At 37.3% G+C, this 14,096-nt stretch carries 14 protein-coding genes and 1 tRNA gene; 6 read left to right on the plus strand and 9 right to left on the minus strand.

Going from position 1 to position 14,096, the window contains the following annotated elements; genetic code table 11:
- Positions 1–102 precede the first annotated feature (102 nt).
- The 3 genes from BFP97_RS17890 to BFP97_RS17900 all read right to left on the minus strand — a co-directional run bounded on the left by BFP97_RS17890 (position 103) and on the right by BFP97_RS17900 (position 1,297).
- The gene (locus BFP97_RS17890) at positions 103–381 is read right to left on the minus strand and encodes a hypothetical protein (RefSeq protein ID WP_069843735.1); all 279 of its coding nucleotides are present in this window, start codon (positions 379–381) and stop codon (positions 103–105) included.
- 1 nt (position 382) lies between these two features.
- Positions 383–649, minus strand: coding sequence for a helix-turn-helix domain-containing protein (locus BFP97_RS17895; RefSeq protein ID WP_069843736.1), 267 nt, complete (start codon positions 647–649; stop codon positions 383–385).
- A gap of 123 nt (positions 650–772) precedes the next feature.
- Entirely contained in the window at positions 773–1,297 is a 525-nt protein-coding gene (locus BFP97_RS17900; protein ID WP_069843737.1) for a hypothetical protein, read from the minus strand.
- 129 nt (positions 1,298–1,426) lie between these two features.
- Here BFP97_RS17900 and BFP97_RS17905 point away from each other — a divergent pair, with 129 nt between their 5' ends.
- Positions 1,427–1,663, plus strand: a complete 237-nt coding sequence (locus BFP97_RS17905) for a helix-turn-helix domain-containing protein (RefSeq protein WP_069843738.1) — start codon at positions 1,427–1,429, stop codon at positions 1,661–1,663.
- Between the two features lie 124 nt (positions 1,664–1,787).
- Here the strand turns inward: BFP97_RS17905 and BFP97_RS17910 are convergent, their stop codons facing one another.
- Together BFP97_RS17910 and BFP97_RS17915 are read right to left on the minus strand one after the other, a co-directional pair.
- Entirely contained in the window at positions 1,788–2,699 is a 912-nt protein-coding gene (locus tag BFP97_RS17910) for a hypothetical protein (RefSeq protein WP_139135361.1), read from the minus strand.
- Positions 2,696–3,016, minus strand: a complete 321-nt coding sequence (locus BFP97_RS17915) for a hypothetical protein (RefSeq protein WP_069843740.1) — start codon at positions 3,014–3,016, stop codon at positions 2,696–2,698. The genes BFP97_RS17910 and BFP97_RS17915 overlap by 4 nt, the downstream gene beginning before the upstream one ends.
- 196 nt (positions 3,017–3,212) lie before the next feature.
- Here BFP97_RS17915 and BFP97_RS17920 point away from each other — a divergent pair, with 196 nt between their 5' ends.
- Both BFP97_RS17920 and BFP97_RS17925 read left to right on the plus strand, forming a co-directional pair.
- The gene (locus BFP97_RS17920) at positions 3,213–3,812 is read left to right on the plus strand and encodes a hypothetical protein (RefSeq protein ID WP_069843741.1); all 600 of its coding nucleotides are present in this window, start codon (positions 3,213–3,215) and stop codon (positions 3,810–3,812) included.
- Positions 3,813–3,829: 17 nt separating this feature from the next.
- Positions 3,830–5,341, plus strand: a complete 1,512-nt coding sequence (locus tag BFP97_RS17925; RefSeq protein ID WP_069843742.1) for a PHP domain-containing protein — start codon at positions 3,830–3,832, stop codon at positions 5,339–5,341.
- 112 nt (positions 5,342–5,453) lie between these two features.
- Here the strand turns inward: BFP97_RS17925 and BFP97_RS17930 are convergent, their stop codons facing one another.
- The 3 genes from BFP97_RS17930 to BFP97_RS17940 all read right to left on the minus strand — a co-directional run bounded on the left by BFP97_RS17930 (position 5,454) and on the right by BFP97_RS17940 (position 9,484).
- Entirely contained in the window at positions 5,454–6,122 is a 669-nt protein-coding gene (locus BFP97_RS17930) for a DUF5677 domain-containing protein (RefSeq protein ID WP_139135362.1), read from the minus strand.
- Positions 6,123–6,343: 221 nt separating this feature from the next.
- On the minus strand, positions 6,344–8,545 hold the full coding sequence (locus BFP97_RS17935) for a helicase-related protein (protein WP_069843744.1): 2,202 nt from the start codon (positions 8,543–8,545) through the stop codon (positions 6,344–6,346).
- Entirely contained in the window at positions 8,546–9,484 is a 939-nt protein-coding gene (locus BFP97_RS17940; protein WP_069843745.1) for a DUF1837 domain-containing protein, read from the minus strand.
- Between the two features lie 87 nt (positions 9,485–9,571).
- On the opposite strand from BFP97_RS17940, the gene BFP97_RS17945 reads away from it, so the two are divergent.
- From BFP97_RS17945 to BFP97_RS17955, 3 genes are read left to right on the plus strand one after another with little or no spacing between them, the layout of a single operon-like run.
- The gene (locus tag BFP97_RS17945) at positions 9,572–10,495 is read left to right on the plus strand and encodes a competence protein CoiA family protein (RefSeq protein WP_139135363.1); all 924 of its coding nucleotides are present in this window, start codon (positions 9,572–9,574) and stop codon (positions 10,493–10,495) included.
- 46 nt (positions 10,496–10,541) lie between these two features.
- Entirely contained in the window at positions 10,542–12,128 is a 1,587-nt protein-coding gene (locus BFP97_RS17950; RefSeq protein ID WP_139135364.1) for a hypothetical protein, read from the plus strand.
- Positions 12,125–13,816 (plus strand): hypothetical protein, encoded by a 1,692-nt coding sequence (locus BFP97_RS17955; protein WP_069843748.1) that lies wholly within the window; start codon positions 12,125–12,127, stop codon positions 13,814–13,816. The genes BFP97_RS17950 and BFP97_RS17955 overlap by 4 nt, the downstream gene beginning before the upstream one ends.
- Positions 13,817–14,007: 191 nt before the next feature.
- Here BFP97_RS17955 and BFP97_RS17960 read toward each other — a convergent pair.
- Positions 14,008–14,081 (minus strand) — tRNA-Asn (locus tag BFP97_RS17960).
- Positions 14,082–14,096 lie beyond the last annotated feature (15 nt).

Below are 14,096 nucleotides of genomic sequence, written 5' to 3' on the forward strand. Positions count from 1 at the left end.
GCTCATCCTTTGCCGCCCTTGACAGAACCCGTTCAGGCATTAAAAAGGCATCTAACATTGGACAGGAAAGAGAAGCGAATTAAAGGGTTTTAAATAAGGGAACTACCGTTCACGATCTTGGTCTCGCTGTTTCTTATTTGAGTGGTTTTGTTCACGGGCTTGGTCTTTAATCCGTTGCTTACGACCATCAAGCATACCCTGAATTTTATCACTATCGCTTCTGCTTTTCTTAAGCAAATTGGTCATAGAGGAAATCAAATTTTGATCTTCTTTTGATAGCGATTTATCCTCTGTTTTCTTCTCGAGTTGATAGCCAATGTTAAAACCATCAAGGTAGGGTATATCTTTTGTCTGTTCTGCTTCCTCGTCAAAATCTTCCATCTTAGAATGTGTCTTTTGCGTGTTTGTCTAAAAATTCATTGATGCTATCTCTATCGTAGAGAATGACCCTTTTTCGGGGTTGTGTGAACCGGATATCACCATTGTTCCGGTACTCCTGCAATGTGGTAGGGGATTTTATGTTCAAAAGCCGCATAGTCTCGTCTTGATTGATCCATTTGGGTAGCTCTTGCTGACCTTTACCAATTCGTTCTACAACGCGGTCAATTAGATCGAAAAAGGCTTGTTCTTCGAGGCAGATGACTTCCATTGAATGTGTGTGTTTTAATGAAAGCTAGATAATTCACGGCAAATAAAAAAGACTCCCTAACGAGAGTCTTCAAGATTGTTGTCACCCAACACATCAGACAATAGGGTTTTAGCCTTACTTTACTTATCGCCCCGAAGCATTTGGCCCATAGTAAGTCATTTGGAGAGCTTCAGTAGCCATCCAACCTTTGTCGGTTTCCCAGGCTTCGCCCACCCTGATATTTCCGAAATTATCACCGTTCTTGAAAGAGATAAGAAGACCAGTAACCATATTTGCGCCTCTATTGTCAGAGTCATACTTGACGTTTAAAAACTCAATGCCTGACCAATCATTTAGGCCATTTTCCAAAAACTCCTGATGTGTCTGATTCACACTCCCAATGGTTCTTGACCTTTTCGTCATCATTCGCTCGATACTCTTCTCTTGAATGAGGCTTAGATTGTTCACCTCCATATATCGTTTGTAATATGCTAATGCTTCTTCTTTATTGTCTGGTACATATTTGTCAAACAGGTTACTATTGTTTGTGGCTACGGCCGTGAGAACGGTTTTTCCAAGTGCTTCAATAGACGAATTGTCATCGACCTCTTCAAAGCCGCCACAAGCTGTGATCAAAAGGGTTGTTGTAAGTAAAAGAAGTTTTTTCATGGATAAGGAGTTTAGATTTTTACCAATTGCTATTAGAACAAATCTAGAATCAGTTTTTCATAAATCCTATTATAATAGGACATATTAAAGTAGGTTGTTTAAAAGATGGTTTTTGAGCTGTATTGATCCATGAAGGAGGATCAACTTTACAAAGACAAGCTGGATCAGTTAGGGCAACGAATTCGGTCGCTGCGAATAGCCAAAGGATATACAAATGCCGAGAAGTTTGCTTATGAGCATGATATATCTCGTTCTCAATATGCACAATATGAAAAGGGAAAAGATTTGAGGTATACGAGTCTACTCAAACTCCTTAGCGCCTTTGATATCTCTATTCAGGAGTTCTTTGCTCAGGGTTTTGACTAAGAGAATTCAATCTAATGGTATGGTATAGAGATTACCTTTTTTGAACCATTATTCCACAGAGGGTCAAAATTTATAGGAGAAGAAGTTTGTTAAGTCTTTGCAGATGCACAAGATTTAGTTTGAGTCATTTTAAGCCTATTCCTACAACTAGATTAATAGATAGTCTGTTAAAGAAATTGTCTTCAGTTCTGGTTTGAAATATGTCTCCCCATTGAACCTGGAAACCGCCAACAGCTTCCAAAGGAGCCCCGTCTTTGACCACATATAGACCAGCAGCCAAGTTGTAAAGAGGTTTCAGCCTTTGATCAGAAGCGAACCTTCCATGCAGCATCCATAGTAATCGATTTTTGGCAAAGTTATTACCGTAGTCTCCATTAATCCTCACCATTCCATTGTTCTTTCTAAACTGTCCAATGTTATAGGCATCGTCGGTTGATACTACTTGAACAATCGTGGTCCCATTGGTCATTTGTGAGTTCACAGTTTGTATTGACTGTGTTTTGATTAAGGAAGTATTGTCTTGGTAACCGAGCTTCAAAGAGAGCCCTTTGATTGAGCCTTTTTCATCGTTAATTCCAAAGGAAACATTCCAATCTAAGTTGTTATCCGTAAATACTCCCTCTCCTATGGGTAGAGCTGCATCGTACACTTTTGGCCTAGACAAGGTAAGTTCTGGGATTATGTACCAAAACTTATTTCCTGACTCACTTGGAAACAGAAGAGGTGCTGAAAGACTGCCATCCAAGGCGAAATCACCTGATTTGAGTAACTGTGAGATTCCTTTTTTCCCTTTGGCCTTAAAGGTTACAAGCCAATTTAATTTTTTATCTTCTGGGTATTTCTGTGGACCAAAAGAAACTCCAAACGATTTTTCTGCAGCGTTAATTAAAATAAGATCCTGTTGAGTTTGCAAAGATGTCTCACCCTTCGAATCGGTAATGACGCCTATCTGTGATATGGCCTCCGTTTCAACGAAAAACAAAATCAGAAGCACTAAGAGATACTTGAATAAATTCAATGCTCGTTTTTCTATCATGGTATTTTTTTTGTCGGTTTGGTTCTCCTGGATTCGTTATTCTTACCAGTTTTTGCACTAGACCATTTTAGAAACTCCTCTTCCACTCCATCTTTGTATATGAGTATCTGACCAGACCACTTAGTCCCATACCTTGCCATGACTACCAACTCATAGATAAACTCATCGCCTCCTGAATACTTAAATTTTTCTGTAAACCATTCTTTTCTGCCTGCCTTGTAGTTGAATGAGATGCTCTTACTTGGATCTTTTTCCAAGAAAAAATCCACATCCCAAAGCTTACCTACTCCTGTGATTTTGACCTTGAATTCATTCATGTTCTGGATATTATCAAGTCAAAATAGTCAAATACCATAAATGATCAAAGACGGTCTATTTATTTGTTTTATATAAATTATTTTGATAAAATGGAATAATCTAATTTTAGTATTAACGATTAGATTCTTTTCCTAAACAGGCTCAAATCATCATTTGAGTGCTTCTCTATCGATTTGACATTATTAAAATAAGAGCATGAAGAGCTTAAAAGATTCGATTATCACGTTTTCCTTGGTGGTATTAGGGATAACTTTATACGTGACGACATTTGCCACAAATACCATTGTTTTTGAAAAGGACTTACAAAAAAAGGCCATTGATTTATTTACAAATTTGGGAGCCCTTTGGATCATCGTGGAGCGTTCACTTATTGTATATACCGGTATTTGGCGTCGAAAGGACAAAGTACAACTCAAACAAGATTTAGCAAGTGCCGAGGAAAGCCTAACAACAGCAAAAGATGGTTTACAAAATACTGTTGCTGGGATTAGTCAAAGCACCGTAACAGCGGCAGTTAATGATAGGGACGGTGCTAAGAAGAAACTTGAAGTGTTCAGAGCTGAAACTGGAGTAATTACTCTTCGAACGAGCCTAATAATAGGCATAATCGTTGCTGCCGTTGGGTTCAGAATCCTGGAGTCCTTGTTCAATTCAGATGGATTAAACGGCTTTCAACAAACACTTTTTCATATGGTGGATATTCTACTGACAGCGGGAATATTGGCTGGGGGCAGTTCAATGATTCACTCATTAACCTCAACCCTCGAGAACTTCTTTGAGAACAGTAAAAAATAATAGAAAGGGCAAGCACCATGAAAAAGAATACGAGAAATTTATTAAATGGGATTCTGGCCTTAAGCATTGCGGGTGGAGTTCTGATGAGCAATCAAAAAGCTGGAGACGAATTCAGTCTTTACTTTGGGTTGTTACACGCACATACTGCCATATCTGACGGCTCAGGCACGCCGGAAGAGGCCTACGACATGGCCAAGTCTCACGGTCTTGATTTCTTTGCTGTAACTCCACACAATCACAAGTCAGCGGAATTCGGCGCAAAAGCAGATCGTAAAGATGGTGTGCTGATTGCCAATGATAATGCCCTTTATAACGGATCTAGTGTAAAGACGGTAACTCAAAAGTTTGCCAGTGGAAACAAAGAACTTAAGGTAAAGCCTTTGCTCATGGCAGCCAGAGACGCAACTGATGATGATTTTCTTGCGATTTACGGTCAAGAGTTTTCTGCGATCTCTAAGGGGAACCACATGAATGTTCTTGGAATTGATGAAGTAATAAAGGCCGGCAATGGGAATTTCAATGCCTTAGTCGATCGCCTTGATCAATTGGATAGTCCTCCCATCCTTCAGCTCAATCATCCCAATGTTCAGCAAGATTTATTCTATAGCGGAAATAAAAGCTCAACAAAGGAGAACATGTTTAACGATTACGGAATTGATGCGGGAGACTTGGGACCTCACTTTAGCACGTTGATTTCAAAACTGGATAAGTATGTACATCTCATTGAGATTTTCAGTGGACCTGCAATGCAGAAAGCAAGAAAGGAGAACCATCATGACAAATACCCACATCATAATGACTACTTCTTTTACTTAAAACAGGGGTTTCACATTTCTCCAAGCGCTGGTCAAGACAACCATTACAAAACCTGGGGAATGGCCACCGATATCCGTACTGGTGTTTTTGCGAAAGACCTAACTCAAGAAAGTGTATTTGAAGCTTTCAGAGGCCAACGTACCTTTGCCTCTGAGGATGCCAATGCAAGTGTCAAGTTGAATATTGGAGACACTTTCATGGGCTCCAATATGAGTGCTACTATAGATCAATCCTTGAAGATTGAAGTATTGATTCAGGATCCAGATGAAGATAAAGAGGAGGCTATCATTACAGTTTATGGTGGTCTAGTTGAAGCGGAGGACAGCAAGAAGGCGACTAATGTAAAGCAATCTAGCGGAAGATTAATTGAGGAAACAGTTGAAATTGGAACAAGATCGATTGTCCTTGATCAAACCGCGACCGGAGATGCCGAGTTCTATTATGTTGTTGTGGAGCAACAAGATGGTGACCGGATATATTCCGCACCGATATGGGTGAATCATCCTAAAAAGAACGTTAATCAGGATCAAGCAAGCATCGATCAAAGTACAAAGCAGCTTTTTGTTTGGACCAAGAACAAGCGTTCAAAAGTGTATCACCTAAAAAATTGTCCATCCACTCAGTTGATTAAGGATACCAATAGGCAATCAGGTTATACTGCACCAACTGGACGCGTTCAGCACAACTGTAAAATCGAATCAGAAGGTAACTAATCCAAATAAGTTGAGTTTGGAGGCTTCAAACTGAAGCAATTGCTCAAACCTTCTCAATTCCTTTGATAATTCTGTCATTGATGATTACGATGAGTTGATAGTCTAAAATCTTCTAATTTGTAGTTCTTTGCTCAAATTCTTCTTTGATAATCGCTAGCTTCTGATGACTCAGCTGGTTAACACAATCTGGAAATAGTTTGGTCATGTCAAGAATGGCAGCAAGAAGATATTTGATCGCAAAATCTAGCGCCATTGTAATATAGGATACTTCAACCTCACTTTCTAAGCCTCTACCACGTTCATTATTTTGAGAAAAGAAGGCAAGAGGTGTAGAGTGAGTTTGGTTAGAAAAGAATCGATAAAGAGGTTGGTACTCTTCTGTATCGAATGGAATTCGATCTGCAATTTCTTTATTAGACAAATACTTGAACTGTAGTCCTTTTAGAATGCTTCGTTTTTTTGAATTATCAATCTTTTCAAAGAATGGAAGACCTTCAAGCTTCCTTTTAGCTTTTGGAAGGTTTTCCTCAAATTCATCGAGCACGTTCTGTGGTTGTCCAGACTCTTTATAGAATTTGTACTTTTCATTATTAAGGTGGTATGTAAGTAGTAATAGTCTGAAATCAGATTCTTCGGAGTTTATTGGCTCTATACAGATATAAAAGAATGAATAATAATTTTCGACTAAATTCCTAGCGAGTGATGCTACTGATGAAAAGTCCCAGAACTCAAATTCACTTGGGAAATACCTGTTTTTAGGTAATAAATGTATGAGGCTCAAACAATTTATAGTTAAACGGTTATATAGCTGATGTCCACGGACTAAGTTCCAAGGTACATTTTTCTTTCCCGCAGTTATGTCAGAAATATCTATTGCGAAATCAAGGAAGTTTTGAATCTTGATCAAAGCTTCTGTGTAGCGATCTTTATAGTCTAATTTAGGCAATTGGATTAATATTATTTCTTGAATTTTAGCTGTTCATTATTGGCAATGAGATTCAATTAGTTTTCTCTCAATTTGTTTCTCTCATACTCCAAGAATACTCTGTTTTCGGCCAAATTCTGTTCTTTAATTCTTAGAATAACCTCGTCTTGAGATATGCTGGCTGGTATTAGAGGTTCTAGCTTTCTTATCGCAGAACCAGGGATTCCAAATTCTGATAGGATTGCGAGGTTGTCTCGAAGAAAATCATTTTCAATTAGGCTAGAAAAGTAGCTATAATTACCTGGTCTTCTTCCTACTTCTAGACAAACAAACTCTTGAATTGAATTCAATACCGATAACCATTTTGGTATTTTATATTCAAACCAGTGTTTCAATGTTTGAAAACTATTCCTAATAGCCTCGTCCCGAATTTCGGCATCAGAAGCCTCTGAATATTTTGCCAATCCCTTGAGGTAGGCAAAATTGTTTTCAACAAGGTTCCAAATACTCTGATTGTAACCATAGATTTGTGTTACGGTAATAAGAGCATTTAATGTCATTTGTCCACCTGTTTCAGAGGGCTTTCGTAGGTTGTTCCAAGCTAAAGTTAGGATATACGATAATTGAGGTTTGGTCGGAAATCTGCTCCAGGAAATAAGATGATACTTATCTCTAATATCAGTTCTTAGAGTATCAATAATTGTCTTTTGCCCAAAGACATTAACCCCGTTATTTTTAATAACATCTTTTTCTCTTTCGGGTATTGCTAAAATCGAATCGTATTGATTTGAACCCTTATTTAAGATTTCATTTTCGTCAAGTTGAATTAAGACTTCATCTGAAATCGGGTTTTGTTCAAAAAAAGGGATATCAATAATGATTTGTGTGTTTTCAGGCACTGGGTTGAAATTGTAAATATTACCAGTGTAATGTATCATAAGTCTCCCTGCCCGACCTTTGATGTTCGAATAGTCAAAAAAATCAATTGGAGTTCTTTGACCTTTGGTCGGGTCATAAAAGATGATATTCTTGGCACTTGTATTTACTCCTTCGATAATTGTAGTTGTGCAAAATAAATACTTGAGTTCACCATTGTTGAAATAATTGATTATCGAGGTTGTGATATGTTTTTGAAGAGCACCATCGTGAATACCGATTCTGTTGTTCAGAAGCTTTATAAGACTCCAATCTTCTGAGATATTTTCTCTTATCCATTCAATGATATCCAACTCTTGTGTCACATGACCTAAAGAAGATTGTAAGAGGTAATGACAAAATTTAACAGCTAACTGCCTTACTCTTGATGGTGATGAGCAGTATATTATTGACTGTTCATTTCTGTTCTGAATCAATAAGTCAAAAAGTATTCTTTCTTTGGTTTCAACTGCCTCTTTGTAACCCTTCTTCCGATGATGTGTGGTTTGATCAAATACTTCTTTGTTGGGAGTATAAATATCTACGACTTTTGTATCGACTAAAGATGATTTCGTTTTGTAAAAAACAGCATTATATTTTTCGGTAAAACCAGGAGAAATCCCGTCAATGTTCGGCCCAAGGAGATAGAATTTACTGTTAAACTCTTTTAGTATGTAGTTAAAGGCATTGTTAAGAGAATCAGCTCTTTCATCGTCCCTTTTTGCACTCAATTTGTAGAACTCGTCTATGACCAGAAAATCAATATGTGGAAATGTCTTGTATTCATTGACTCTTTCTGCCGTAAAAAGAAACAAGTTGCCTCTTTCAGTACTAGGCTCCTGAGATGTTCTAACCACGAGTCGATATTGGTCACTGTACTTATTTAGTTTTTTTCGAGTCTCATCTAGAAGTGCCAGAGTTGGTTGGATTATTACGAGATTCGAAAATGCCCCAGATGCAACAAATTCTTCGATTAAGAGGCTTTTACCAAAACTCGTTGGGGCACTTACAATCACATTTTTGTCCGTTTTTAAAAGTGAGAGTAAGTACCTTTGATCTTCGTGAAAGAACTTGTTCAAGTTCTCTGAATGATGATATTCTTTTCTTATTAGAGAAGCAGAAGAATCAAGTTGTAGTTCTTCTTTTGTCAAATAAGGGTAGAACCCTACAGCTTCTACTAAATCAGTTAAAATTCCATCTAGACTTCGGTCAAGTTTGCTTTTGTTATTAAGTAGGTTGACCACTAATCTTTGAGCTTTTAACTCATCATCAATAAGATATTGAGAGCAAGTTCGATATAATTCAAAGGTTTCCTCAGAATCGAAAGAATTTTGAGTTTCTAGTGTTTGGATTAATTCTTCCATTTACTCGCCAAGGCTTTGAAGGATTGATAATTTATTATGTAGTCGCTTGACTAAATCCACCTTGTCCTGAACAGGGAACAAAATGAGAATTATGTTTAAGTTGGTTTTAAGCGGATGGTCATTTGAAGCATCAAAATAGCTTTTAAGCTCACGCATTTCATTTATATATGCTCCCAAAAACTCCTCTGAGTTTTCATCTGAATACTCGGAAAAGAGTGAACAATTGTAAGTACAAAGCAGAGGGATGTTAATGGTGTTTAATTGTTCAGATAGTTTACTGGTTTTAGACATGACATCTAGCCAATGATCTTTTTCTGGTATGTTGTCAAAGTGCTTTACTTTTTTTGAAATTAAGAGGAATTCAGATTCTAAATAGTCACTTTTGAAATGCTCATGAATATCTTGAATTAAAGCCCTTAAGCCAGCCTTACCATCCTTATATATTTTTGATTCACCAAGCCATAGTGTCTTTGTTTCTTCATGTATATGTACTGCATCAAAACCATGAACTGTATGCCCAAAAGAGTCTTTGAAGTATATTTTGGATAAAAGAGGTATAGTTTTATAAAAATCACGTAATAAAAGATGTAGAATCAGCTCTCCGAACTCTCCACGTCTTAAATATTTATCTTCAACATCATCTTCTATGCTTCCATTGCCTGCATAGATATCTTTCACTTTACTAAAAGAATCAACCTTATAGATTGATTTAGCGGCTTCTATAAGTTTAGATAATGTCTCTGTATTGTTCGTAGTTTGATTCTCGTGAAAACCAAAAGCAAACTCATGGATTACATCAGTTAACTTTTGAACCAAAGGTTTAATCCTATATGCTTTTTGGCCATTGTCCTCTAGATCAAAACCTACAAGGAAAGTGCTCAGTTCCCCACTATCAATTTTATGTGAGATGATTTTTTCTGAACCAAAAGGAGTAGACATGAGTGCGTTTCTTGTGTGAGTTCAATTGAAATACTATGATTTTATCTATCTAAACTGTTAATTTAATCATTAATAAATTAATGGCGATTGGCTTTAAAAATTCCCTATGCTTTAAAGGACGACTTACTAGTATGTATTGAAGTCGTTGAATCAGGCTTGTCTTGTGGTTGCACTTGCCCAGCATGTGGAGCGTCTTTAGTCGCGAGAAAAGGCAGGCAAAAAGTGCATCATTTTGCGCATCACAATGCTCCAGAATGTAAGTATGCCTTAGAAACTACTTTACATCTTTTAGCAAAGGAAATTCTGGCGACTGAGAAACAAATTAAGCTTCCTGCTATTCGATATAAAGGCATATATCTGCGGCCTCCTCAGGTCATAAGATTTCAGGAAGTCTATGTTGAGAAGAAGCTTCATGATATAATTCCCGACCTCTATATCATGATCAAAAACAAAATGCTATTGATAGAAATAGCAGTGACACATTTTGTTGATGACTTGAAGAAACTCAAAATTGAGGAGATCGGAGTCTCTGCGGTCGAAATTGACCTTAGCCAAGTGGATAGAGAGAGTGTTTTTGATGAACTCAAAGATACGCTTACGGATTCAACGCTATATAAGTATTGGATTCATAACACACGAATCCCAGAATTGTATGAAAAGCATTTGGAGAAAGAAGAAGCTAAACAGAAAGCTTATGATGAAGAGATTAAGAGGCTGAACAAAGAAGCAGTAGTCGAAAGGCGAAAAGAAAGGCAACAGAAACGACAAAGAGAGAAATTCTATGAAGATTACTATAAAAAGATTACTGTCAGAAAATCAGAAAGGACATTTTATGGTAAGGTTTCAACCGTTGATAACTGCCTCTTAGACAAGAGAGATTTTCACGGTGTTTCCTATGCCAATGTTCATGCCGATTGTTTTCACTGTGAACATTTTCGAGGGTTCAAAAAGGAGAAAGAGTTTATTGTTTGTTTGGCTCCTTACAATTTAGAGAAGACACGTCACTCTTGATACTTTCGAATGACTGAATACACTTAATTAAGATTAGAGAAGATCAATGGCTAATCCGATAATCACGAAAATGGACCAGGCAATGGATGAGAAAAGGTTCTGGTCTTATTTCCTGGACTTCTGTAAAGAATTACCAAAGTCAAGTGTCACAAAAGAAGAGCTTCTCGATATACTGCCAAGGATCAAAAGCAGTCTTGGCAACGATATGGCGGCTTATGAAATCCATCAAGCTGTACGCGGTTATACAAAAGAGCGTCCCCAAAATGGAGAATGGTTGTTTAAGGCTATGGCCGAATCTCAGAACAAAGTTCTACATGAGTTTCTTAGCGATGTGATTGCTTCACTTTCCGAAGCCGATGGTGTTGAGCCAGCTTGGTTGAGGTTAAAGCCACTGCTCGAAGATGAAGACTTGGCTTACTATGCACTTAATTCTGTACTTCAACTTAGGCTGAGTGATTTGCCAAAAGACAAAGAGATAACAATAATTAAGGAGTTAGCTCTTAACCTGAGAAGCCTGAAAGAATCAAGTAATACATCTATTCAGGGTGAAGTTTTGAAGGTGTTAGCCTGTTTTCGAAAGCAAATTCACTGGGCGGATGTTGAAATACTTAAGCTTGCTGAAATCAATCATATTGACGTTCAATCGAAAATCTATTTTGTACTTGATGAAAAGATTGATAGAGCGGAGTCACGAGATATTTACAAAAAGCTACTACTGAAACTGTCTCATGTAAAACCTGAATTCATAGGGCTAGTCAATCTGACGGAAAGGTTACTTGAAGACTTTTTAGAGGAAACGCCAGACCTACTTGAAGAATTTCTTAGAAGTTGGGTGGTTGCCCATGCAGGAGATGGCGAAGCAAGTATTAAATCTTTTAAGAACCTTATTTTAAAAGCATTTAGGTCGAAACAAGCTTGGTTTAGAATCCTCATAACAAAATGGTTGAATGATGACCAAGCTATATTTCACAGAGCTTTTAAAGGAATCCTCAGTATTCTTTTTGCAAGTAAGGTTTATGAAGTTGAGTTGGATGAGGAGTTTATAAAGAAGACAGACTTTAAGAGTATTAGATATCTAACCTCAAAAATACTTGGGCATGCTTTTAGCCATCATCACTTGAAAAGTCTTTTGTTCTCTATTCTGAAATCAAGAGAGGATGAAATGAGCTACCGAATTATTTCATCTGCTTTCACAGAATACGTAGTGATCAATTACCATTCTACCATTGAGTATCTAAAGAAAAGGAGGCCTGAAGTGTCTGATAGAGTGAGAGAAGTTTTAGACTATATAATCGATATTGCTGAAGCCTATTTTAAAGCTCTTGAGGAGTTGCCTAATATTGGAGAGGTTGAAGGCTCAGAAAAACGAGGGATGTTATACAGGAAACTCGAAGCCAGACAGCAGCAAGAATCCTTACAAAGTTCGCAGAAGGGATCTTTTTTGGAGATGGCAAAGCAGATTGATATTAAGGTTGGAGAATCTTGGTTTCATAGAAATGAGAATGGAGAATACTCTGAAAAACAGAAGTTAGGAAAATTTGAGTATAGCTATGAGATGCCTAGAGCTGAGTTTTTGAATCAATATGGTATGGCATTAGCTCGATTACACTGGACTAACGAACAAAGATTATGAGGTTCGTAATAAGAGAATATCTATCATATCTGAAGGAAGATAAGGAGTTGGATTTCGTCTTATCTGAACTGTTACTAAGTATGAAAATCCCACCTCTAGTGAGGCCAGAAAAGGGTCGTCAAGACGGAGTAGATATAGCAGCGGTTGGAATTGATCCGGATGATAAATGTAAAAAACTCTTCTTGTTTGTAGTAAAACAAGGTGATATATCAAGAGCTACTTGGGATGATGGTCAAAATTCAGTTAGGGCGTCTTTGAATGAATTGTTTGATGTCTATTTGAATACACGAGTACAATCAAAACATAAGAGTCTTCCTGTTAAGGTTGTCGTTTCAACTAATGGTTATTTGAGTCAAAATGTTCAAGTCCCATGGGTGCAATACACCAATCAGCATACCAAAGGGAATTTAGAAGTAGAGTTTTGGAGCATAGATAAACTTACTACTCTCTGTGAAGAGTACTTTTTTGCGGAATCGCTATTTCCTTCGGAGCATGCCAGGCTTCTTCATAAGACATTGGCTTTTATAGAACTAAACGATTATGAGTTGAATCATTTTGATGAACTCATCGAACTAACCCTTGAGAAGAAAGAATCAAAACGAGGAAGTGTAAAGCAGGTAAAGCTTCTAAACCTCTGTTTAAATATGATTTGGGTTTGGGGAAAGGAGCTTAACAATCTCAAACCTGTTTTTAAGGCCTCAGAGATTTTGTTAATAAAAACATGGTACTGGTTAGAAACTCGAAACTTTCTTAGCGAGAAGAAGATCACTACAGCTTTTCACGAGATTAGATATACTCATACAGAGATAGGGTTTGACTACTTTGCAAAACTTCAGCCATATTGTTCTGTAAAGCATTCGTTGAATAAAAGGTCGTTTAATTACTTCGATTACAGTCTAGTTGTTTGGGAGCAAATTGGTATTATATCGAGCATTGGTTTATCAATGTTTTATGAAGCTGAAGCACAAGCATATGTAGCTGGAAAGAAGACCCCTTTAATCCAAACATACCTACAAAACTCAGCTGTAATTGCAGAGTCGTTATTTCATCTAATAGATAACAATCCACCATCTCTCAATCCCAATTATGATGAACACTGCATTGAGATAAATATGGGGCTCTTACTCTTGTATAAAACTGGTCACCATGATCTTGCAAGAAACTGGTTGAAAAAGTTAATTAGCATGACTGCTAATGCATATAGCATATATAGAGACTTTCCACTATTCTACACCAACGAAGAAAAACTCATTGAATCGCATTTCAAAGCTGAGAAAGAAGAGGTGGGTTCTTCCATACTATACACCGTTCTTTCTGAGTGGTGTGCGATTTTAGAGGTAGAGGAAGATTATAAAACTCTGAAAGAAATTATCGAGACTTCATTTCCTGACCTTGATCTACAAATGTGGTATCCAGAACAAGAGACATATGAATTGTTGTTTAAGGGTAATGCATCAGGAGACTCAGGCACACTTCAGCATAGTATTCAATTACCGGCATCTCTTTCCGAATACAAAGAAGTTTTGAAAAAAGAGGTTGAACTTTTTAATTCTGAAAGGGATTTTGCTTTTTACAATTCAGGATTTTATTACATGATTTACCTAATGTCTCGTCATTATCGAACGTATCTTTTTCCCCATTTATGGCGGAAATACTTAGAAACGCCAATACCTAGTAGACCATTTTAAAATTACTTACCTGATTTAAAATATATTTTTGGTGGGTTGAGGGATTTTGGTGGGTTGAGGGATAATTAGTTGTAAGAGAATCGGCCTAACTTAGGTGTATGATTCGATTTGGATTCGGTAAAAACGTGCAGAAAACATGCAAGTTAGAAATAAAAAAAGCCAGTCACTTTCGTAACTGGCTGTCTTTTAAGCTCCTCCTCTTGGACTCGAACCAAGGACCCTCTGATTAACAGTCAGATGCTCTAACCAACTGAGCTAAGGAGGAATATGTAGTTTTTGC

The sequence above is a fragment of the Roseivirga sp. 4D4 genome, assembly GCF_001747095.1.
Lineage (GTDB): Bacteria > Bacteroidota > Bacteroidia > Cytophagales > Cyclobacteriaceae > Roseivirga.

Bases quoted from the DNA above. Each gene is read 5' to 3' on its own strand.
- BFP97_RS17915 (WP_069843740.1), bottom strand. From the start codon at position 3,016: ATGAATGAATTCAAGGTCAAAATCACAGGAGTAGGTAAGCTTTGGGAT.
- BFP97_RS17895 (WP_069843736.1), bottom strand. From the start codon at position 649: ATGGAAGTCATCTGCCTCGAAGAACAAGCCTTTTTCGATCTAATTGAC.
- BFP97_RS17890 (WP_069843735.1), bottom strand. From the start codon at position 381: ATGGAAGATTTTGACGAGGAAGCAGAACAGACAAAAGATATACCCTAC.
- BFP97_RS17940 (WP_069843745.1), bottom strand. From the start codon at position 9,484: ATGTCTACTCCTTTTGGTTCAGAAAAAATCATCTCACATAAAATTGAT.
- BFP97_RS17900 (WP_069843737.1), bottom strand. From the start codon at position 1,297: ATGAAAAAACTTCTTTTACTTACAACAACCCTTTTGATCACAGCTTGT.
- BFP97_RS17910 (WP_139135361.1), bottom strand. From the start codon at position 2,699: ATGATAGAAAAACGAGCATTGAATTTATTCAAGTATCTCTTAGTGCTT.
- BFP97_RS17955 (WP_069843748.1), top strand. From the start codon at position 12,125: ATGAGGTTCGTAATAAGAGAATATCTATCATATCTGAAGGAAGATAAG.
- BFP97_RS17920 (WP_069843741.1), top strand. From the start codon at position 3,213: ATGAAGAGCTTAAAAGATTCGATTATCACGTTTTCCTTGGTGGTATTA.
- BFP97_RS17925 (WP_069843742.1), top strand. From the start codon at position 3,830: ATGAAAAAGAATACGAGAAATTTATTAAATGGGATTCTGGCCTTAAGC.
- BFP97_RS17905 (WP_069843738.1), top strand. From the start codon at position 1,427: ATGAAGGAGGATCAACTTTACAAAGACAAGCTGGATCAGTTAGGGCAA.
- BFP97_RS17950 (WP_139135364.1), top strand. From the start codon at position 10,542: ATGGCTAATCCGATAATCACGAAAATGGACCAGGCAATGGATGAGAAA.
- BFP97_RS17935 (WP_069843744.1), bottom strand. From the start codon at position 8,545: ATGGAAGAATTAATCCAAACACTAGAAACTCAAAATTCTTTCGATTCT.